The sequence below is a fragment of the Crossiella sp. CA198 genome, from assembly GCF_052078295.1.
Classification (GTDB): Bacteria; Actinomycetota; Actinomycetes; order Mycobacteriales; family Pseudonocardiaceae; genus Crossiella.
Genome location: NZ_JBQJIM010000017.1, coordinates 187,681 through 207,948, shown reverse-complemented (window position 1 = coordinate 207,948; position 20,268 = coordinate 187,681). Strand labels below are relative to the sequence as shown.

Annotated in this window: 16 protein-coding genes, 1 tRNA gene and 1 riboswitch; of the genes, 9 read left to right on the top strand and 8 right to left on the bottom strand. The window is 71.7% G+C overall.

Translation table 11 applies throughout. From position 1 onward, the window contains the following. Positions 1–98: 98 nt before the first annotated feature. The 7 genes from ACTOWY_RS28095 to pth all read left to right on the top strand — a co-directional run bounded on the left by ACTOWY_RS28095 (position 99) and on the right by pth (position 7,445). On the top strand, positions 99–1,292 hold the full coding sequence (locus tag ACTOWY_RS28095; protein WP_441312616.1) for an alpha/beta hydrolase family protein: 1,194 nt from the start codon (positions 99–101) through the stop codon (positions 1,290–1,292). Between the two features lie 139 nt (positions 1,293–1,431). Beyond that, positions 1,432–1,502: transfer RNA gene (locus tag ACTOWY_RS28090), tRNA-Gln, on the top strand. A 153-nt stretch (positions 1,503–1,655) separates the two neighbouring features. Further along, positions 1,656–3,302, top strand: a complete 1,647-nt coding sequence (locus ACTOWY_RS28085; protein WP_441312615.1) for a diguanylate cyclase — start codon at positions 1,656–1,658, stop codon at positions 3,300–3,302. A 78-nt stretch (positions 3,303–3,380) separates the two neighbouring features. Continuing rightward, entirely contained in the window at positions 3,381–4,868 is a 1,488-nt protein-coding gene (glmU, locus tag ACTOWY_RS28080) for a bifunctional UDP-N-acetylglucosamine diphosphorylase/glucosamine-1-phosphate N-acetyltransferase GlmU (protein ID WP_441312614.1), read from the top strand. A 16-nt stretch (positions 4,869–4,884) separates the two neighbouring features. Then, positions 4,885–5,856, top strand: a complete 972-nt coding sequence (locus tag ACTOWY_RS28075; RefSeq protein WP_441312613.1) for a ribose-phosphate diphosphokinase — start codon at positions 4,885–4,887, stop codon at positions 5,854–5,856. Between the two features lie 303 nt (positions 5,857–6,159). Beyond that, on the top strand, positions 6,160–6,765 hold the full coding sequence (locus tag ACTOWY_RS28070) for a 50S ribosomal protein L25/general stress protein Ctc (protein WP_441312612.1): 606 nt from the start codon (positions 6,160–6,162) through the stop codon (positions 6,763–6,765). Positions 6,766–6,866: 101 nt separating this feature from the next. Beyond that, positions 6,867–7,445, top strand: a complete 579-nt coding sequence (gene pth / locus ACTOWY_RS28065) for an aminoacyl-tRNA hydrolase (protein WP_441312611.1) — start codon at positions 6,867–6,869, stop codon at positions 7,443–7,445. A gap of 4 nt (positions 7,446–7,449) precedes the next feature. Here pth and ACTOWY_RS28060 read toward each other — a convergent pair whose 3' ends face one another. Beyond that, a complete protein-coding gene (locus ACTOWY_RS28060; protein WP_441312610.1) occupies positions 7,450–9,033 on the bottom strand; it encodes a fatty acyl-AMP ligase in 1,584 nt (527 codons plus the stop codon). Between the two features lie 33 nt (positions 9,034–9,066). Here ACTOWY_RS28060 and ACTOWY_RS28055 point away from each other — a divergent pair, with 33 nt between their 5' ends. Then, positions 9,067–9,483 carry a hypothetical protein gene (locus ACTOWY_RS28055; RefSeq protein ID WP_441312609.1) on the top strand — a complete coding sequence of 139 codons (417 nt, stop codon included), beginning with the start codon at positions 9,067–9,069 and terminating at the stop codon, positions 9,481–9,483. Here ACTOWY_RS28055 and ACTOWY_RS28050 read toward each other — a convergent pair. Then, on the bottom strand, positions 9,449–12,358 hold the full coding sequence (locus ACTOWY_RS28050; protein WP_441312608.1) for a BTAD domain-containing putative transcriptional regulator: 2,910 nt from the start codon (positions 12,356–12,358) through the stop codon (positions 9,449–9,451). The genes ACTOWY_RS28055 and ACTOWY_RS28050 overlap by 35 nt on opposite strands. A 65-nt stretch (positions 12,359–12,423) precedes the next feature. On the opposite strand from ACTOWY_RS28050, the gene ACTOWY_RS28045 reads away from it, so the two are divergent. Then, positions 12,424–13,434: an NADP-dependent oxidoreductase gene (locus ACTOWY_RS28045; RefSeq protein WP_441312607.1), complete on the top strand. Its 1,011-nt coding sequence runs from the start codon at positions 12,424–12,426 to the stop codon at positions 13,432–13,434. Between the two features lie 15 nt (positions 13,435–13,449). Here ACTOWY_RS28045 and ACTOWY_RS28040 read toward each other — a convergent pair whose 3' ends face one another. The 6 genes from ACTOWY_RS28040 to rsmA form a co-directional block, all read right to left on the bottom strand. Then, positions 13,450–15,246 (bottom strand): ABC-F family ATP-binding cassette domain-containing protein, encoded by a 1,797-nt coding sequence (locus ACTOWY_RS28040; protein WP_441312606.1) that lies wholly within the window; start codon positions 15,244–15,246, stop codon positions 13,450–13,452. 52 nt (positions 15,247–15,298) lie between these two features. Next, positions 15,299–16,264: a 4-(cytidine 5'-diphospho)-2-C-methyl-D-erythritol kinase gene (locus ACTOWY_RS28035; RefSeq protein WP_441312605.1), complete on the bottom strand. Its 966-nt coding sequence runs from the start codon at positions 16,262–16,264 to the stop codon at positions 15,299–15,301. Between the two features lie 130 nt (positions 16,265–16,394). Further along, a complete protein-coding gene (locus tag ACTOWY_RS28030) occupies positions 16,395–17,207 on the bottom strand; it encodes a MetQ/NlpA family ABC transporter substrate-binding protein (RefSeq protein WP_441312604.1) in 813 nt (270 codons plus the stop codon). Positions 17,208–17,221: 14 nt separating this feature from the next. Next, positions 17,222–17,905 carry a methionine ABC transporter permease gene (locus ACTOWY_RS28025; protein ID WP_441312603.1) on the bottom strand — a complete coding sequence of 228 codons (684 nt, stop codon included), beginning with the start codon at positions 17,903–17,905 and terminating at the stop codon, positions 17,222–17,224. Next, positions 17,902–18,924: a methionine ABC transporter ATP-binding protein gene (locus tag ACTOWY_RS28020; protein WP_441312602.1), complete on the bottom strand. Its 1,023-nt coding sequence runs from the start codon at positions 18,922–18,924 to the stop codon at positions 17,902–17,904. The genes ACTOWY_RS28025 and ACTOWY_RS28020 overlap by 4 nt, the downstream gene beginning before the upstream one ends. A 213-nt stretch (positions 18,925–19,137) precedes the next feature. Continuing rightward, positions 19,138–19,229: riboswitch (SAM riboswitch) on the bottom strand. Between the two features lie 145 nt (positions 19,230–19,374). Next, a complete protein-coding gene (rsmA, locus tag ACTOWY_RS28015; protein ID WP_441312601.1) occupies positions 19,375–20,265 on the bottom strand; it encodes a 16S rRNA (adenine(1518)-N(6)/adenine(1519)-N(6))-dimethyltransferase RsmA in 891 nt (296 codons plus the stop codon). Between the last annotated feature and the right edge of the window lie 3 nt (positions 20,266–20,268).

Here is a 20,268-nt window from a genome sequence, read left to right as displayed (position 1 = left end):
CTCGGCGTTTCGGCTTCCCCGGGCGTGTCGGTTCACCCGGAACTGACCCGCGGGCCACCTGAACGGCGCAGGCTGGACATGATCAGGACAATGCGCTGGTGGAGAACACCTCGGTCCGGATCGACCCGCCTGCCGCGCCCGCGCGGCCCCGCCGCACCGGACGGCGGATCGTCGCCGCGGTGGTGGCCACCCTGGTGGTGCTGACCCTCGGCGCGGGCGGCGTCGGCTGGTACTACAGCGGGGAGCTGCTTGTCCCCTACTCGGGTGAACCGCAGTTCCGGGACCTGGTGCTGGCCACCAGCACCGCCACGGTGACCCTGGAGGACAGCGAGAACTCCCGTCAGCCGGGCACGTTCACGCTGGTCTGGCCGGGTGGCGCGACCCGGGTCGGGGAGGTGGTGCGCCGCTCCGGCGAGCAGGTGGAGCGCAAGCTGATCGGGGCCGGCACGGTGACCGCCGGGACCAAGGTGCGCTTCGACAACGACGTGTTCGACGGCGATCCGAAACGGGCGCTCGGCCTGGACTTCACCGAGGTGCCCATCGCCTCCGAGCTGGGCCCGATGCCCGCCTGGCTGGTGCGGCCGGAGACCTCCGCCGACACCGGGGTGTGGGTGGTGCAGGTGCATGGGCGGGGTGCCAGCCGGGACGAGACGCTGCGGATGATCCCGGCGATCCGGAAACTCGGATACACAAACCTTTCGGTTACTTACCGCAATGACAAAGGTGCGCCAATTTCACCCGATGGGCTGTATCACCTGGGTGACACGGAATGGCGGGACGCGGAAGCCGCGGTGCGGTTCGCGGTGCAGAACGGCGCCCGCAAGGTGGTGTTGTTCGGTTACTCGATGGGCGGGGCGATCATCGGTCAACTCCTGGCCCGCTCCGAACTGGCTTGGAACGTGGCCGCGGTCGTGCTGGACGCACCCGTGCTGAGCTGGAAGAAGACCCTCGACTGGCAGGCCGGTGAACGCGGTCTGCCGAAGTTCCTGACCCCCATCGCGACCACGGTGTCCAGCTGGCGCTCCGGCATCGACTTCGACCGCCTGGAGTTGATCGAGCGCCCACCGGCGGCCAAGCCGCCCACCCTGGTCATCCACGGTTCGGCCGACGGCACGGTGCCGGTCCAGGCCAGCCGTGACCTGGCCGAGCAGTCCCGGCGGCTGGCCTGGCCGGTGCAGTACGAGGAGGTGCCCGGCGCCGACCACGTGGCCGCGTGGAACCTGAATCCGGCCGGTTACGAGCAGATGATCAGCGCTTTTCTCACCCGGCTGCCGGGTCTGCGTCCGTCCTGACCAGGGCGGCGACCGGCAGGACCGGACCGGCCGAAAGTCGCCAGGGCGGCGTTCGAACATGGCAAACCCGGCCGGATGTCACTGCCCGGTGCCCGGATATGTAACGATGTCCGGGCGGACGCGCAGCCGGTGTCCGTGATCCGCCGTGGTGTAACGGCAGCACCTCGGATTTTGGTTCCGATGGTCCAGGTTCGAATCCTGGCGGCGGAGCGGTGCGGACTCGGGGAGGGTCCAACCCGAACGGTGGACAACCGGCGGCTATGCGACACGTCAGTAAGGGGGTGTGCGCCACTGTCCTCGGAAACGGTCGACAGGCGGGACGGCCCCTTGCCCACGCGGTCTGAACTATCCGAAGCGTGGTTGGTGGGGCGTGCCCGCGAACTGGCCGCGGTGGCGCAGAACAGCGAGCTGGGCATCCAGCTCAACGCCGCCGAGGAGACCGACGAGCTGCTCACCGAGGCGCAGCGGCGCGGCGAACCCTGGATGGTCGGCGAGATCCTGCGCTGTGCCGCGGTGGTCCGCCTAGTCACCCCCAGCATCGCCGATGACGCGGAACCGCTGCTGGAGGAGATGATCGCGCACACCCGCAGGCACGGCCTGCTGGTGCTGGAGGCCGACGCGCACGCGTTGTCCGGCCGCCGCGCGCTGATGGCCGACCGCGAGGACGCGGCGCTGTCCTCCATCGCCAGGGCGCTGGCCATGCTGGACGACGAACCCGCCCCGGACGCGCTGTTGCCGCGCCGCGCCTGGGACCGGCTGCTGGTCTCCGCGCTGGTCGACATCGGCCTGGTGCTCACCCAGCTCGGCGTCTACGACATGGCCGATCAGGAACTGGCCAAGGCCAACCAGCACATCCGGCACTCCGGCGGCCCGCACGACATCGCGGTGCACCTGATCAACCGGGTCCGGCTGCAGCTGGGCTGGGGCCTGCGGCTGGAACGGGTGGACCGGGACGAGGCGGCGCTGGACCGTTTCGCCACCGCCTCGGCCATAGCGGTCGCCGTGGAGGGCCCGTGGCGGGAGTCGCTGTTCCCGCGCCGCACCGATCTGCCCGCCGCCGCCCAGGTGCCGGTGCTCGGCGCCGCGCACGCGCTGGCCCGGCCGGGGATGGAACACGTGGAGGGGCTCAAGGACCTGCTCGACCAGGCCATGTACCCACCCGAGATGATCATGACCTCGATCGCGCTGGCCCGCTGCCTCGCCGAGGGCGACCGGCACGAGGAGGCGCTGTCCGCGCTGACCAAGGTGCGCATGCAGCTGGAGCACGACAGCTCCGAGCCCTCGCTGCGGCTGTGCCTGGTGCGCGAGTTCGCGAGGTTGTCCGGGCCGGACAGCCGGGCCACCAACACCGCGCTCTCGGAGTACGCCAACGAGCTGGAGAACGAGCTGTGGGGACTGGCCCGCACCCGTGAGTCCACCCTGCGCACCCGGCTGGACCACGAGCGGCTGACCCGCAAGCACGGCGCCATGGCCCAGCAGGCTTTGCAGGACCCGCTGACCGGCCTGCCGAACCGGCGCGCGCTGGACGAGCGGATGGACACCCTGTTCAACGCGCCCGGCGCCTACCCGCTGTCGGTGGCGCTGATCGACCTGGACGGGTTCAAGGGCGTCAACGACCGGCACTCGCACGCCGAGGGCGACGATGTGCTGCGCGCGGTGGCCAGCACCATCCGGGACGCGCTGCGCGGGGACGACCTGGTGGCCCGCTACGGCGGCGACGAGTTCGTGGTGCTGCTGCCCGGCGCCCCGATCTCGGCCGCGGACGCCGCGCTCAACCGCGCGGTGGACGCGGTCGACCGGCTGCCCGTGCATCTGTCCCGCGGGGTCACCCTCTCCATTGGCGTCGTCGCCGTGTTCCCGCAGGAAAGCCCAGGCCAGGCCCTGTCCAGAGCGGACTCGGCGATGTACTGCGCCAAGCGCGAGGGCGGCAACCGGGTCTACGGCGGCCCGGCGGGCGCAGGTCTGGAGAGCCTGAGCGGCCCCGGACTGCTCCCGCCGCTGGCCCCGTAGGATCGGCGGGCGCGGCCCCCGTCGCGGGGTGGTCCGCGCCCGGACTTTCCACAGACGGCAGGCAGGGAGATCAACCCCATGCTCCAGGGCGACGTCGGCCCCATCACCGCGATCGTGCTCGCCGCGGGCGAAGGCACTCGCATGCGCTCGGCCACTCCGAAGGTGCTGCACCGGCTGGCCGGCCGCACCCTCGTCGAACACGCGGTGCGCGCCGCGGCCGAGCTGGGCCCGGACCACCTCGCGGTGGTCGTCGGGCACGGCCGGGAGGCGGTGCGGGACCACCTCGACACCGTCGGCAAGGCCCTGGACCGCGAGATCCGGATCGCCGTGCAGGACCAGCAGAACGGCACCGGGCACGCGGTGAGCTGCGCGCTGGACACGCTGCCCGGCGAGCTGTCCGGGGTGGTCGTGGTGACCTACGGCGATGTGCCGCTGCTGGACGCGGAGACGCTGCGCGGCCTGCTCGCCGAGCACCGGCACGCGGGCAACGCGGTCACCGTGCTCACCGCGAAGGTGGACAACCCGACCGGCTACGGCCGGATCGTGCGCGATGCCACCGGGGTGGTCACCGCGATCGTGGAGCAGAAGGACGCCGACGAGGCGCAGCGGGCCATCCAGGAGATCAACTCCGGCGTGTACGCCTTCGACGCGGCCGTGCTGCGCGGCGCGATCGGCAGGCTGTCCACCGACAACGCCCAGGGCGAGCTGTACCTCACCGACGTGCTCTCCATCGCCCGCGGCGACGGGCTGCGGGTGGGCGCGCTGGTCAGCGCGGACGCCTGGCTGGTGGAGGGGGTCAACGACCGGGTGCAGCTGGCCCGGCTGGGCGCGGAGCTGAACCGGCGGCTGCTGGAGCGCTGGATGCGCGAGGGCGTCACCGTGATCGACCCGGCCTCGGTCTGGCTGGACGCGGACGTGGAGCTGGCCAGGGACGTGCTGCTGCACCCCGGCGTGCAGCTGCGCGCGGGCGTGCGGGTGGGCGAGGGCGCGGAGATCGGCCCGGACACCACGCTGGCCGAGTCCGAGGTCGGCGCGGGCGCCAAGGTGATCCGCACGCACGGCACCGGCGCGGTGATCGGCGCGAACGCCAGTGTGGGCCCGTTCGCCTACCTGCGGCCGGGCACCCGGCTGGGGGTCAAGGGCAAGATCGGCACCTTCGTGGAGACCAAGAACGCCAGCATCGGCGAGGGGTCCAAGGTGCCGCATCTCACGTACGTGGGCGACGCCACGATCGGCGAGTTCTCCAACATCGGCGCCGCTTCAGTTTTCGTGAACTACGACGGGGTCAGCAAGCACCACACGACGATCGGCGCGCACTGCCGGACCGGCTCGGACAACATGTTCATCGCCCCTGTGACCATTGGCGATGGCGTCTACACCGCCGCCGGATCGGTGATCACCAACGATGTGCCGCCGGGGTCCATGGCGGTGGCAAGGGCCAAGCAGCGAAACATCCCCGGTTGGGTGGAACGCAAGCGCCCCGGCACCGCCGCCGCGGATGCTGCCGCGCGAGCACTCGCTGTCACCAGCGATGATAGGGGCAAACACCAGCCAAACGGGGAGTGAAAATACCGTGAGCGCGATGTCGGCGACCCCCAAGAAGAGCTTGATGCTCTTCTCCGGTCGCAGCCACCCCGAGTTGGCCGACGAAGTGGCCAAGCACCTGGACGTGACTGTGACCCCGCAGTCGGCGTACGAATTCGCCAACGGGGAGATCTTCGTTCGGTTCGAGGAGTCGGTGCGCGGGTGCGACGCGTTCGTCATCCAGAGCCACTGCGAGCCGATCAACACCTGGGTGATGGAACAGCTGATCATGGTGGACGCGCTCAAGCGCGCCAGTGCCAAGCGGATCACCGTGATCATGCCGTTCTACCCGTACGCGCGGCAGGACAAGAAGCACCGCGGCCGGGAGCCGATCTCGGCCCGGCTGATCGCCGACCTGTTCAAGGTGGCAGGGGCCGACCGGATCATGACCGTGGACCTGCACACCGCGCAGATCCAGGGCTTCTTCGACGGCCCGGTCGACCACCTGCTGGCGATGCGGCTGCTGGCCGACTACGTGGGCGAGAAGTACGCGGGCCGGGACATCACGGTCGTGTCCCCCGACTCGGGTCGCACCAAGCTCGCGGAGAAGTGGGCGGACACCCTCGGCGGCTGTCCGATCGCCTTCATCCACAAGACCAGGGACCCGCTCAAGCCGAACGAGGTGGTCGCCAACCGGGTGGTCGGCGAGGTGCGCGGGCGGCTGTGCGTGGTGATCGACGACATGGTCGACACCGGCGGCACCATCGCCAAGGCGGCCGACCAGCTGCGGGCCGAGGGCGCGGCGGACGTGATCATCGCGGCCACCCACGGCATCCTCAGCAACGACGCCCCGAAGAAGCTGGCCGCCTCCGGGGCCAGCGAGGCCATCTTCACCAACACGCTGCCCATCCCCGAGGAGAAGCAGTTCCCCGGTCTGAAGGTGCTCTCCATCGCTCCGCTGCTGGCCAAGGCCATCCACGCGGTGTTCGAGGACGGCTCGGTGACCAGCCTGTTCGACGGTCACGCCTGATCTTCCGGCAGTAGTTCCGTCACGCGCCGGGCCCCCCGCTCCAGGGGTGCCCGGCGCGTGTTTCGTAAGGGCCCCAAGGCGGAAAACCCGGATGGCGGTACCCCCGATTGGGACCGGGAGCCCGTACAGGCATACACTGGTTGGGTTGCCTCGGCGAGGGTGTTCTTCTCGCGGCTCCGTGATCGACGCGGCGGCGTTCATTCGCCGCGTGTTGTCATTTTCCGCCGCGCTGGGTACGCCGCCGCAGGTCACCACACACGACTGGTTTTATTCTGCCCGACGTCATGCAAGGAGAGCATCGCCGTGTCCGAGGTCCGTCTCGCAGCCGAGCCGCGCACCGAGTTCGGCAAGGGCGCCGCTCGCCGTACCCGCCGCGCTGGAAAAATTCCCGCGGTGCTCTACGGCCACGGCTCCGACCCGAAGCATGTAGCCCTGCCCGCTCTGGAGTTCGCCCGCGTCGTGCGTGAGCACGGCACCAACGCGGTGCTGACCCTGGACCTGGGCGGCGCCGCCAACGAGCTGGCGCTCACCAAGACCGTCACCACCCACCCGCTGAAGAACTACATCGAGCACGTCGACCTGCTGCTGGTCAAGCGGGGCGAGAAGGTCACCGTCGAGGTGCTGCTGGTCATCACCGGCGACGCCGTGCCGGGCGCCCTGATCACCCAGGAGATCTCCCAGCTCCAGGTCGAGGCCGACGCGCTGAACATCCCGGACCAGGTCGAGGTCTCGATCGCGGGCGTCCAGCCGGGCACCCAGATCCACGCCTCCGACGTGATCCTGCCGGAGGGCACCACCCTGGCGATCGACCCGGAGGCCCTCGTGGTCAACGTGGTCGCCGCGCCGACCGCCGAGCAGATGGAGGGTGGCGCCGAGGAGTCGGCCGCCACCGAGTCCACCGAGAGCTGAGCCCTCGACGTCGGGCATCATGCTTGAACGGCGCGCTGTCCCAGCCCGGGACGGCGCGCCGTTGGCATCTTCGCGCCGCTGGTTTCTTCAGGAGGGGTTCCGTGTCCGAGGACGAGCTGCTGCTGGTGGTCGGCCTGGGTAATCCCGGCCCGCAGTACGAGGGCAACCGGCACAACATCGGTTTCCTGGTGCTGGACGAGCTGGCCGCGCGGACCGGCGGGAAGTTCAAGGCGCACAAGGGCGGCGCGGCCGTGTCCGAGGGCAGGCTGGGCGCTCGGCGGGTGGTGCTGGCCAAGCCCCGCTCGTACATGAACGTCTCCGGCGGCGCGGTCGCGGGCACCGCTCGTTTCTACAAGATCGACCCGGCCCGGATCGTGGTGGTGCACGACGAGCTGGACCTGCCCTACGGCAGCATCCGGCTCAAGCTCGGCGGCGGCGAGAACGGGCACAACGGCCTGCGTTCCATCTCCAAATCGCTGGCCACCAAGGACTACCTGCGGGCGCGCTTCGGCATCGGCCGCCCGCCCGGCCGCCAGGACCCGGCCGACTTCGTGCTGAAGGACTTCTCCAGCGTGGAGCGCAAGGAACTGGCGCTGCTGATCGACCAGTGCGCCGACGCGGTCGAGGCACTGGCCGCCGACGGCCTGGAAGCCGCGCAGAACCGCTTCCACGCCCTGTAGAGCCTTAGAGCCACTCCCCCAGGCGCTCGCGGACCTCGGTCCGGCGGAGCTTGCCGGAGGGGGTCTTGGGCAGTTCGCCGGGGGCGAGCACGACCACCGCGTTGGGGCGCACGCCGAGCGCGTGCACGACCTCGGCGGCCACGTTCTTGCGGATCAGCCGTACCGCCTCGGCCTCGCCCGCCCGGCGGGATTCGACCACCACGGCCAGCCGTTCCCGCCCGTTGCCGTCCCAGCGCACCGCGACCGCGTTGCCGGGGCGCACGTCCGGGGCGGCGCAGGCGGCGCGTTCCACGTCGGTGGGGTAGATGTTGCGGCCGCCCAGGATGATCACGTCCTTGCGCCTGCCGCAGACCACCACCTGACCGCCTGCCAGGTAGCCCTCGTCGCCGGTGGAGAGCCAGCCCTGCTCGTCCTGGGTGGCGATCGGGCCGTCCACGGTGAGGTAGCCCGCGGTGACCGCGGCGCCGCGCACCTGGAGTTCGCCGATCTCGTGCTCGGGCAGCACCTGGCCGCCCGCGCCGATCGCGCGCACCTCCAGGCCGGGCAGTGGCGGGCCGAGCAGTGGGAAGCCACGCACCTCGTCGAGGGCCAGTCCGGTGCGCAGCGGCGCGAAGGAGACGGCCAGGGTGGCCTCGGCCATGCCGTAGGCGCACAGCACGCACTCGGCGGGCATGCCGAAGCGCGCGCCCTGCTCGGTGAAGCCGCGCATCACGGCCGGGTCGATGGGTTCGGCCCCGCTGAGCGCGATCCGCAGCCGGGACAGGTCGAACCGGCTCACATCGTCCACTTTGGACAGTTGGCGGGCGAAGACCGCGTAGCCGAAGTTGGGTGCGGCGGTGATGGTGCCGTGGTAGCTGGTGATCAGTTCGGGCCAGCTCAGCGGGGAGCGCAGGAACTCCACCGGAGTGATCTTGACCAGCTCCATGCCCACCGTCATCGGCACGGTGAGGAAGCCGACCATGCCCATGTCGTGGAACAGCGGCAGCCAGGAGACCATCACGTCGGTCTCCGGCGCGAGCTGGGCCGCGGTGCGCATGGCCTCGATGTTGGCGATCAGGTTGCCGTGGCTGATCACCACCGCCTTGGGCTCGGCGGTGGAACCGCTGGTGAGCTGGAGCAACGCCGCGTCGGACTCGGCCGAGTGCACCGGCTCGGCCGGCGCGCCACCGGTCAGCTCCAGCACCGGCAGCACCCGGATGCCCTTGTCCCGCAACGGCTCGGCCAGCGCGGCGAAGGTGTCGTCCAGCACCACGGTGACCGAAGAGATCATGCCGAGGGTGCGCACGGTGTCCCCGGCCCAGGCCACCAGGTCGGTGCGCGGGGTGGGCTGGTGCAGCATGGTCACGCTGGCCCCGGCCAGCCAGATGCCCTGCACCGCCGGGGCGATCAGGCCGGGGTCGGCGGCCAGCACGCCGACCGCGTCCCGGGGGGAGACCCCGGCGGCGAGCAGTGCGCCGGCGATCCGGCGGGCCTGCAGGTGGACTTCGGACCAGGTGCGGCGGATCGGCTCCTGCGGGGCGCCCGTGGTGATGCCACGTTGCACTGGGTTCCCCGCGGTGGCCACCATCGTCTCAACGAACCGGCTCACAGCATCGAAAGTAGCGCGAGTTATCGTCCTCTGGTGGCCCTGAACCGATCTTCCACCGAGACTGCCGAACTGGTGGCTGGCACGGCCAAGAAGGTCATCGCCGATCTGAGCGAGGTCACGGCGGCGGGCACGCCCAGTCTCAAGGTGTACGCGGAGCTGATGGCCGACCACCCTGACCTGGCCCTGTACGAGGTGACCTTCTACCCGGAGCGCTGGGAGTCGGTGGTCGGCCGGGACGCTCCGGGCGCCACCGAGTCGGATCCGGAGTTCATCGCGCGGGCCGCCGAGGAGTTGCAGCAGCTGGTCCGCGAGCACCGCGGCGTTGACGCGCCGCGCTGCCCCGGCCACGAGCACCCGGTGACACCGGTGGCCGCCGAGACCGCGCGGTGGACCTGCCCGGAGGACCCGGCGCACTTCAGCGCGCTGATCGGCGAGTACCACCAGCGCTGAACTCGGCCTCGTATCGGGCACCCAGCCCGGCGCGCAGCCGCTGCTCGATCCGGCTGACGTCCTGGCGTTCGGCGGGTGGCAGCGGCGCGCCGACGGCCGCCCGCAACGCGGTGGCCTCGCCCAGCAGCCTGGCCCCCTCGGCCGGGTCCGCGGTCGCTCCGGCCAGGCCCTCCAGGGCCAGCGCGATCGCCCTCGGGTCGGCGAGGCGCTCGGCGATGGTGTGGCCCTCCTGGTGCAGCGCGAGGGCTTGCTCCTGATCACCGCGGATCTCGGCCAGGAAGCCCAGTTCGGCCAGCAGCAGCGGCGCGCCGTAGTAGGGCTGGGCCAGGCCCCGGTTCCAGGCCAGTGCCGCACCCAGCAGCCGCTCGGCGGTGTCCAGGTCGCCCTGGCGGCGCGCGCCCAGGCCGAGGCCGACGTTGGCGAAGGTCTCGGCGAACGGGTTGGCCTGCTCGACGGCGAGATCACGGGCCCGCCGGTGCAGGTCGGCGGCGCGGTGGTGCTCGCCGGTGAGCAGGGCGATCCGGCCCAGCCCGGCGAGCCGGTAGGACACATCGGTCCACAGCCGCAGGTCCTGGGCGATCCGCAGTCCGGCGGCGTGCAGTTCGGCCGCAGCCGGGTAGTCGCCGGTGACCTCGGCGGCATAGGCCAGCACGTCCATGGCCTGCAACCGGCCCCAGTCGTCGCCGAGTCGGGTGAACAGCGCCAGGCTGTCCCGCCCGGCGGTGCCGGTGGCGGCCAGGTCACCGCGGAAGCTGGCCAGTTTGGCCCTGGCGATCAGGGTGGCGGCGGTCAGCCAGGGGTCGCCCGGGTGATCGGTGAGCAGCTCTTCGGCGGCGGTGGTCTGACCCAGGTGCAGGTGCGCCCAGGCCAGGAACCAGGTCGCCAATGGACTGTCCACAGTGGACGATTGGGGGCTGGTTTCGCCGATGAGCAGGGCGAAGGCGGCCCGCCAGGTGCCGGTGGTGGCGGTGTGCGCGTCCCGGTAGCGGCCGCGCAGGAACCAGTGCCAGGCCAGCGCGGTGCTCAGGCGGGTGGCGGTGGGTGGGTCGGCCAGGTCGAGCGCGGCCCGCAGGTTGGCGGCTTCGGTGTCCAGGCGGGTCAGCCAGTCCCGCTGGGCCGGGCCGCGCAGGTCGGCCTGTTCGGCCAGCTCGGTGTAGTGGGCGAGGAAGCGTTGCCGGATCTCGGGTTGTTCGCCGTGCTCGGCCAGGCGGGTGCGGGCGTAGGCGGCGATGGACTCCAGCAGCCGGTAGCGCGGCCCTGGCTGGGCGAGCAGCAGTGAGCGGTCGACCAGGCCGGTCAGCGCGTCCAGCACGTCCAGGCCGTCCTGCGCGCAGATCGCCTCGGCGGCGGCCAGGGTGGCGCCGTCGGCGTGCACGGACAGCCTGCGCAGCACCAGGCGTTCCGGTTCGGTGAGCAGGTCCCAGCTCCAGTCGATCACCGCCCAGAGCGTGCGCTGCCGGGCCGGGACACCCCGGGATCCGTTGGCCAGCAGGCGGAACCGGTCATCGAGGCGCTCGGCCAGCAGGTGCACGCCGAGCGCGCGGACCCGGGTGGCGGCCAGTTCCAGGGCCAGCGGCAGGCCGTCCAGCCGGGTGCAGATCGCGCGGACCGCGGCCGGATCGTCCAGCACCCCGCCGGTGGCCTCGACCCTGGCGGTGAACAGGCTGATCGCCTCCGGCAGGGCCAGCGGCGGCACCTCGTACCGGATCTCGCCGGGCAGCCGCAGCGGTTCCCGGCTGGTGGCCAGCACCCGCACCCCGGGGGCGGCCCGCAGCAGGGCGGCGGTCAGCTCGGCGGCCTGCTCGATCACGTGTTCGCAGTTGTCCAGCAGCAGCACCAGGTTCCGGCCGCGCACCGCCTCGGTCAGCCGGTGCGCCGGATCGCCGGTCTCCTCCCGGATGCCCAGCACCGCGGCGATGGTGGCGGCGAGCGTTCCGGTGTGGCCGGCGAGTTCGACCAGCCAGACCCCGTCCGGCGCGGTCAGTTCGCGGGCGGCGGCCAGTGCGAGGCTGGTCTTGCCCACCCCGCCGGACCCGGTGAGGGTGAGCAGCCGGGCTTCGCCGAGCAGCTCCCGGACCCGCCGCTGGGCCTGTGTGCGGCCGATCAGGCCGGTGAGCGGGGCCGGCAGGTTGCCGCCGCTGCGCACGGGGGTGAGCGCCGGGTCCTGGCTGAGCATTGCCTGGTGCAGTGCGGTCAGCTCGGGCCCGGGGTCCACGCCCAGGTCCTCGGCGAGCCGGTGCCGCAGGTCCTCGTAGGCGGCCAGGGCTTCGTGCTGTCGCCCGGCGAGGTAGAGCGCGCGCAGGTGGGTGGCGCGCAAGCGTTCGCGCAGTGGGTGCTCGCGGGTCAGCGGACCGAGTTCGTCGGCCACCCGGGTGTGTTCGCCGAGTTCCAGGCGGGTCCGCGCCAGTTCCTCCAGCGCGGTCAGCCGGTGTTCGGTCAGCCGGGTGCGGGCGGCCTGGCTGAAGTCCGCGTCGGCGAAGTCGGCGTAGGCGGGCCCGCGCCAGAGCGCGAGCGCCTCGGCGAGCAGCCCGGCCCTGGTGCCCGGATCGGTGCTCGCGGCGGCCTGGCGGGTCAGCTCGGCGAAGTGGTCCGCGTCTACCTCGGCGGGCTGAAGCCGGTAGCCAGCCGGTTCGTGCGTCACCGCGTCCCGGCCGAGCACCCGGCGGAGCTGGGAGACCTTGGTCTGCAAGGTGTTCAGCGCGTTGCCGGGCGGCTGCTCGCCCCAGAGGCCTGCGATCAGCCGGTCCGCGCTCACCGGTCCGCCGTCGTGGGCGAGCAGGGCGGCCAGCAGGGCACGGACCTTCGCCTCGGGCACCCGCACCGGGCTGCCCTCGCGGGTCCACACGGCCAGTTGTCCCAGCACCCCGAAACGCATGCGCTCACGCTAACCGTCAGAAAATCATCAGCGGCCCGTGCGCGGCCGCTGACACAGTCCGGGCCATGACGACGAAGACCCGCGAGATCCACCTGACCGCCCGCCCGGCCGGCGCGCCCGGCCTGGAGCACTTCACCATCACCGAGGTCGACCTGCCCACCCCCGGCCCTGGTCAGCTCCTGGTCCGCAACACCTGGCTGTCGGTCGACCCGTACATGCGCGGCCGGATGAACGCGGGCGAGAGCTACATCGAGGCGTTCCCGGTCGGCGGCCCGCTGCAGGGGCACGCGGTGGGCGAGGTGCTGGCCAGCGAGGCACCGGAGATCCCGGTCGGCGCGACCGTGGTGCACTTCGACGGCTTGCGGGAACACGCCCTGCTGGACGCGGCCTCGCCGATGGTCACCGTGATCGACCCGGCGCTGGCCCCACCCCAGGCCTACCTCGGCGTGCTGGGCACCACCGGCCTGAGCGCGTACGCCGCGGTCAAGGAGGTCGCGCCGGTCATGCCGGGCGACGTGGTGTTCGTCTCCGCCGCGGCGCGCGCGGTGGGCAGCGTGGCAGGCCAGGTGGCCCGCGAACTCGGCGCGGCCCGGGTGATCGGCTCGGCCGGCGGCCCGGTCAAGGCGGCGAAACTGGTGCGCGACTTCGGTTACGACGCCGCCCTGGACTACCGCGCGGGCGACCTGCCCGGCCAGCTGGCCAAGGCCGCCCCCGAGGGCATCGACGTCTACATCGACAACGTCGGCGGCGACCACCTGCAGGCCGCGATCGGCGCCATCCGCCCGCACGGCCGGATCGCCATGGTCGGCATGATCAGCGGCTACAACACCCCGGTCCCCGGCCCGGACAACCTGTTCCTGGCCGCCAGCCGGGAAGCCACCCTGCGCGGCATGCTGGTGACCACCTACTTCCACCTGTTCCCGGACTGGATCGCCCAGGCGTCGGGCTGGCTCGCCGACGGCACCCTGCGTATCGCGGAAACCGTGGTGGAGGGCCTGGAGAACACCGCGGCGGCGTTCCTGAGCGTGTTCGAGGGGGCCAACACCGGGAAGATGCTGGTGCGGCTGCCTGGGTGAGGTCCGGGTGGGCGGCTACTCGGCGGCGTCGGCCGCCAGCAGCCACTGTTCCTCCACGTCCGACTTCTCCGCCAGCACCGTGCGCAGTTCCGCGTCCAGCTTGAGCAGCCGGGTCGAGTCCGTCGCGGCCTCGGCCAGGGCGGCGTGCAACTCGGCCTCGCGCTTGGCCAGCTTCTCGAACTGGCGTTCCAGGCGGGCGAGTTCCTTGCGGGCGGCGCGGGTGTCGGCGGCGCTGGGGCCGGTGGCGGCCGGGGCGGGGGCGAGGGGTTCGGCGGCTGGCAGGGTGGCTCGGGCGATCAGGCCCAGCTGGCCGCTTTCCTCGCGGCGGCGCAGGTATTCGTCGATGCCGCCGATCAGGTGCGTGATCTTGCCGTCGCCGAAGAGCGCCACGACCTGGTCGCAGACCCGTTCCACCAGGTAGCGATCGTGGCTGACCACCACCAGGGTGCCGGGCCAGGAGTCGAGCAGGTCCTCCAGTTGCTGGAGGGTGTCGATGTCCAGGTCGTTGGTGGGCTCGTCGAGCAGCAGCACGTTGGGTTCGGCCATCAGCAGGCGGGCGAGCTGCAGCCTGCGGCGTTCGCCGCCGGAGAGGTCGCCGACCGGCGTCCACTGGCGCTGCGCCGGGAAGCCGAAGAGTTCGGCCAGCTGGGAGGCGGACAGCTCGCGTTTGCCGAGCGTCACCCGGCGGGCGACCTCTTCCACCGCCTCCAGCACGCGCTGGGTCGGTGGCAGGTCGGTGAGTTCCTGGGACAGGTGGGCCAAGCGGACCGTCTGGCCCTGGATGCGTTTGCCCGCCTCGGGTTCGCGTTCGCCGGCGAGCAGCCGCAGCAGGGTGGTCTTGCCGGAGCCGTTGACGCCGACCAGGCCGATCCGGTCGCCGGGGCCGATCCGCCAGGTGACGTCGGTCAGCAGGGCGCGGTCCGGGATGGACAGGTCGACGTTCTCGATCTCCAGCACGGTCTTGCCCAGCCGGCGGCGGGCGAAGCTGACCAGTTCGACGGTGTCCCGTGGCGGCGGCACGTCGGCGATCAGGCTCTCCGCGGCCTCGATCCGGTACCGGGGCTTGGCGGTGCGGGCGGGCGCGCCGCGGCGCAGCCAGGCCAGCTCCTTGCGGGCCAGGTTCTTCCGCTTCTCCTCCAGGGTGTCCGCGACCCTGGCGCGCTCGGCGCGGGCGAAGATCCAGTCCGCGTAGCCGCCCTCGTACTGCTCGACCTTGCCGCCCACGACCTCCCAGGTCGTGGTGCACACGGTGTCCAGGAACCAACGATCGTGGGTGACCACCACCAGCGCGCCGCGCCGGGTGAGCAGGTGCTCGGCCAGCCAGCGCACACCCTCCACATCCAGGTGGTTGGTCGGCTCGTCCAGCACGATCAGGTCCAGCTCCTGGACCAGCGCCGCGGCCAGCGCGACCCGGCGGCGCTCGCCACCGGACATCTCATCCAGCGGGCTGTCCAGGCCGAGCGCGGTCACGCCGAGCCCGTCCAGCACGTTGCGCGCCTTGGGATCGGCCGCCCACTCGTGTTCGGCGGCGAAGCCGAGCGGGTCGAGCACCAGCGAGCGCACGGTGGCGCCTGCCGGGAGTTCGCTGCGCTGGGTGACCACGGCCATCCGCAGGTCGCGGCTGCGGCTGACCCGGCCCTCATCGGGTGGTTCGATCCCGGCGAGCACCTCCAGCAGGGTGGTCTTGCCACCGCCGTTGAGGCCGACCACGCCGATGCGATCGCCTTGGGACACGCCGAGGGATACCGCGTCCAGCAACGGCCGAACGCCGTAGGACTTGGACACGGACTCCAGGTTGACCAGGTTGACCATCAGAAGTTCGCGTTCTCCACTTGAGTTGCCGACCGCGCAGGACCAGCAGGTCCTAGGCGTGCACCTCGGGCGGAGCGGAACGAGGGGCTTCCTCGACGCTCATCACCCTGGCGCCGTGCACCGGCCCCTGTGCCACTCGCACGGTACGGCACACGCCGACCCCGGACAGCTCCGCGGCGACCCGGACCGCGGACTCGCCGTCCTGGCAGAGGAACGCGCAGGTCGGGCCGGAGCCGGAGATGATGCCTGCCAGCGCGCCCGCGTCCACCCCGGCCCGCAGGGTGCGGCGCAGCGCCGGGCGCAGCGAGACCGCGGCGGCCTGCAGGTCGTTGCCCAGCAGCAGCGCGAGCTGGCGCGGGTCACCGGTGGCCAGTGCCTCCACCACGGGTTCGACCGCGCCGACGCGGGGCGGTTCGCCCTCGGCGCGCAGCCGGTCCAGTTCCTTGAACACCGAGGGCGTGGACAGGCCCTCGTGGTCGAGCGCGAGCACCCAGTGGAACTGGTGCCTGGCCAGCACCGGGACCAGCCGGTCGCCCCGGCCGGAGCCGAGCGCGGTGCCGCCGTGCAGGCAGAAGGGCACATCCGCGCCGAGCGCGGCGGCCACATCGGCCAGCTCGTCCTTGCCGATCTCCAGCTTCCACAGCGAGGCCAGCCCGACCAGGGTGGCGGCCGCGTCCGCGCTGCCACCGGCCATGCCGCCGGCCACCGGGATGCCCTTGCGGATGTGCACCCGGACCTTGGGGTCCTTCGGATCCCGGCCCACGTACTCGGCCAGCGCCTGCACTGCCTTCCAGGCCAGGTTGGAGAAGTCGGCCGGGACCCTCTCCGCGCTGTCGCCTGCCACCTCGATCCCCGGCTCGTCGGCGACCGCGACGGTGACCTCGTCGTTCAGGGACAACGCCTGGAAGACGGTCAGCAGGTCGTGGTAGCCGTCCTTGCGCACATCCCCGACGGCAAGATGCACATTGACCTTGGCCGGGGCGCGGACGATGACCGGTGGTGGAACGACTGCCAGCACGCTCCCAGCCTACGTGCTCGATCGACAAAACACGTCCGGCTCCCGCACCGCGGACGACTTTCTGCCGGTTGGCGAAAGTCTGCCACGGGCGGGAGCCGGACGGTCGCGCTCAGTTCCCGGTTGGCGCCGTTCAGGCGGGGATGACCGCGCCCGCGAACTGCTTCTGGATGTAGTCCCTGGTCTGCTGCGAGGTCAGCAGTTCGGCCAGTGCCTTGATCCGCTTGTCCTCGGCCAGCTCCGGCCGGGTGACCAGGCCGTTGGCGTAGGGGTTGTTCTCCGCCTTCTCCACCGCGAGCGAGCCCTTGATCGGGTCAAGGCCGGCGTCGATGGCGTAGTTGCCGTTGACGATGGAGGCGTCGGTGTCGTCCAGGCTGCGGGCCAGCTGGGCGGGCTCCAGCTCGACGAACTTGAGGTTCTTCGGGTTCTCCCCGATGTCCTTGAGCGCCGCGCCGGCCTCGGTGCCCGGCTTGAGCTTGAGCACGCCGTTGGCCTGCAGCAGCTTGAGCGCGCGGGTCTGGTTGGAGGCGTCCTGGGACAGCGCCACCTTGCCGCCGCTGGGCAGGTCGGCGATGTTCTTGACCTTCTTGGAGAACACCGCCAGCGGCTCGATGTGCACCGGGGTGACGAACTTCAGGTCGCCGCCGCGCTCCTTGAGGAACTCGGTGAGGTAGGGCACGTGCTGGAAGTAGTTGGCCTCCAGCTGCTTGTCCACCAGCGAGGTGTTGGGCAGCACGTAGTCCTGGAACTCCACCACCTCGATCTTGAGGTTCTTGCTGGCGGCCAGGTTGTCCTTGACCCAGTTGAGGATCTTGGCGTGCGGCACCGGGCTGACCGCGACCCGCAGGGTGGCCTCCTGGTTGGCGGCGTTGTCGGCGCCGCCGCCGCAGGCGGTCAGGGTGAGGGCGGCGGTGACGACGGTCGCGATGAGGGCGTGCACCCGCATGGAACTGGTCCTATCTAGACGGTGATCTGGCGGCGACGGTCGACCGTGCGCGAAACAAGATCAAAGAGGTATTGCACGAGGAAGGTGAGCGCGGCGAGCGCGGCCACCGAGGTGTAGAGCAGGCGGGAGTCGAAGCGCTGGTACCCGTAGGTGATGGCCAGGTTGCCCAGGCCACCGCCGCCGACCGCGCCCGCCATCGCGGAGTAGCCGATCAGCGCCACCGCGGTGACCCCGATGGCCGAGATCAGCGCCGGACCGGCCTCCTTGACCAGCACACTGCGCACGATCTTGGGCTTGCTCGCGCCGGTGGTCAGGGCGGCCTCGACCACGCCGACCGGCACCTCCCGCAGCGCGGACTGCACCAGCCGGGCCAGGAACGGGATGGCGCCGATGGTCAGCGGCACGGTCGCCGGACCGCTGCCGATGTAGCTGCCCACCAGCGCGCGGGTCAGCGGGATGAGCGCGACCAGCAGGATGATGAACGGCAGCGACCTGGTCAGGTCCACGATGAAGCCCAGCACCCGGTAGACCAGCGGTTGCGGCCGCAGTCCGCCGGGTGCGCTGGCGTGCAGCAGCACGCCGAGCGGGACGCCGCCGAGCACTGCGAACAGGGTGCCGAGTCCGACCATCAGGCCGGTCTCGGCCCCCGCCTGGGCGAGCTTGTCGAATACTTCCGCCCAGGGTGTTGCCTGTTTCACGCGGCTGCTCCTCCAGCGAGCACAGTCGGCCTGCGGCGGACGACGGCGCCGCGCTCGGCGATCCAGTCGAAGGCCGCGTCGGCGTTGGCTCCGGTCAACGCGACCCGGAACCGGGCCACGGGGGTGTCGGCGAGACGGGTCATCCCGCCGCCCAGCAGGTTCAGGTCCACCTCGAAGCGGCTGGCCGCCTCGGGCAGCAGCGCGCCGACGGCGGCGAAGCCGACCAGCACGACATCGGCCACCCGGTCGAAGCGGGCGTCGGTGTCCCCGGCGCGCACGATGTCCTCCACGCCCGGCAGCAGCGCGCCGGAGGTGCGCGACCCGGCCTGGGTGACCAGATCGAGGACCTTGCCGTGCTCGACCACCTGGCCGCGGTCGAGCACCGCGACGTCATCGCAGATCCGGCGCACCACGCTCATGTCGTGCGTGACCACCAGCACGGTCACACCCAGTTCGGCGCGGGCCCGGTCCAGCACGGTCAGCACCGAGGCGGTGGTGTCCGGGTCCAGCGCGGAGGTGGGCTCGTCGGCCAGCAGCACCGAGGGGTTGGCGGCCAGCGCGCGGGCGATCGCGACCCGCTGGCGCTGCCCGCCGGAGAGCTGGTCAGGGTAGTTTCCGGCCTTGTCGGCCAGGCCGACCAGGTCGAGCAGTTCGACCACCCGCTTGCGCCGGGATTCCACCGGCGCGCCCGCGGCCTCCAGCGGCAGCGCGATGTTGCCTGCCGCGGTGCGCTGGCGCAGCAGCGAGTCGTTCTGCGGCACCACGCCGATCTGGCGGCGGGCGGCCCGCAGCGCGGAGCCGCGCAGGGTCACCAGGTCGGTGCCGTCGACCAGGATGCCGCCCGAGTCGGGCTGTTCCAGCAATGCGATGCACCGGGCGAGCGTGGACTTGCCCGCGCCGCTCTCGCCGACGACGCCGCACACCGTTCCAGCGGGGACCTGGAGCGAGACGCCGTCGAGTGCGACGGTCGTGCCACTGCGGCCCCGGTAGGCCTTGGTCAGGTTCTCAACTGTGATCACGATGTCTCCATGGCAGGGCGGAACCGCGCTCGGCGGCCCGCGCACACCTGTTGCCCGGATGAATCCCGGGCAGAAAGCGGGTAGAGCGTTCTGGTGGAGGAGAGCGCGCCGTCAGACGGGCGGCAGACCGGTCAGGATCGACAACCGGTGACCGTGCGACGGCCGTGATCGACTACGCGTCGGCGCGTGAGTACGTGCATGAGCTTCATGTCTGCTCCATCGCTCCTGGCGGTAGCACCTGCCCAGGGACTGGGCGGTTGCTGCGGCTTCACAGATCCAGGTCTCTCGGCCGCTCGGGATGGATTTACTCGGACAGTACAACGGACCCACTCGAAGAAAAGCAAGTGGATCCGCCCGTTCGGCCGTGGTTCGTTCGCCAGATCACATGCTGTAACGAACAAGCAGGTGCGACGAACGCACCCCTTGGGGTCAACACGGCACCGAGCGTGGTTATTCCCCGAGTTCCGCCTCGGTTTTGGCGATCTTGACGAAGGCGTGGATGTCGAGCTGCTCGCCCCTGGCGGTCGGCTCGATCCCGGCCGCGGCCAGCACCCGGCCCGCGCGGTCGGCGGACCCGGCCCAGTTCGCCAGCGCGGCGCGCAGGCCCTTGCGGCGCTGGGCGAAGGCGGCCTCGATCACCGCGAACACCGCGGCCTTGTCCTCGCCCTCCGGCTCGGCCCTGCGAGTGAAGGCGACCAGCGCGGAGTCCACGTTGGGCACCGGCCAGAACACCGCGCGCGGCACCGCCGAGGCCCGGCGCATCCCGGCGTACCAGGCGGCCTTGACGCTGGGCACGCCGTAGATCCGGCTGCCGGGACCGGCGGCCAGCCGGTCGGCGACCTCGGCCTGCACCATGACCAGGCCGGTGCGCAGCGAGGGCAGTTCGGCCAGCAGGTGCAGCACCACCGGCACGGCCACGTTGTAGGGCAGGTTGGCCACCAGCGCGGTCGGCGCGGGCTCGCCCAGGTCGGCGGCGCGCACCCGCATCGCGTCGGCCAGCACCACCCGCAGGTTCGCCGCCAGCTCGGGCGCGCGTTCGGCCGCGGTGGTCGGCAGCAGGCCGGCCAGCACCGGGTCGATCTCCACCGCGACCACCGAGCGGCAGGCGGGCAACAGGGCCAGGGTCAGCGAGCCGAGCCCTGGCCCGACCTCCAGCACGACGTCCTCGGCGGTGAGCCCGGCCTCCCACACGATGCGGCGCACCGTGTTGGGGTCGTGCACGAAGTTCTGCCCCAGCTTCTTGGTGGGACGCACGTCCAGCTCGGCGGCCAGCCGACGCACATCGGCCGGGCCGAGGAGCGAGACGCCCTGCGGCCCGGCCGGTGCCGGAGTTTCAGTCACCCG

Excerpts from the sequence above, each read along its gene's own strand:
- glmU (WP_441312614.1), top strand. The coding sequence starts at position 3,381 with ATGCTCCAGGGCGACGTCGGCCCCATCACCGCGATCGTGCTCGCCGCG.
- ACTOWY_RS28075 (WP_441312613.1), top strand. The coding sequence starts at position 4,885 with ATGTCGGCGACCCCCAAGAAGAGCTTGATGCTCTTCTCCGGTCGCAGC.
- ACTOWY_RS28050 (WP_441312608.1), bottom strand. The coding sequence starts at position 12,358 with ATGCGTTTCGGGGTGCTGGGACAACTGGCCGTGTGGACCCGCGAGGGC.
- ACTOWY_RS28045 (WP_441312607.1), top strand. The coding sequence starts at position 12,424 with ATGACGACGAAGACCCGCGAGATCCACCTGACCGCCCGCCCGGCCGGC.
- ACTOWY_RS28040 (WP_441312606.1), bottom strand. The coding sequence starts at position 15,246 with ATGGTCAACCTGGTCAACCTGGAGTCCGTGTCCAAGTCCTACGGCGTT.
- ACTOWY_RS28030 (WP_441312604.1), bottom strand. The coding sequence starts at position 17,207 with ATGCGGGTGCACGCCCTCATCGCGACCGTCGTCACCGCCGCCCTCACC.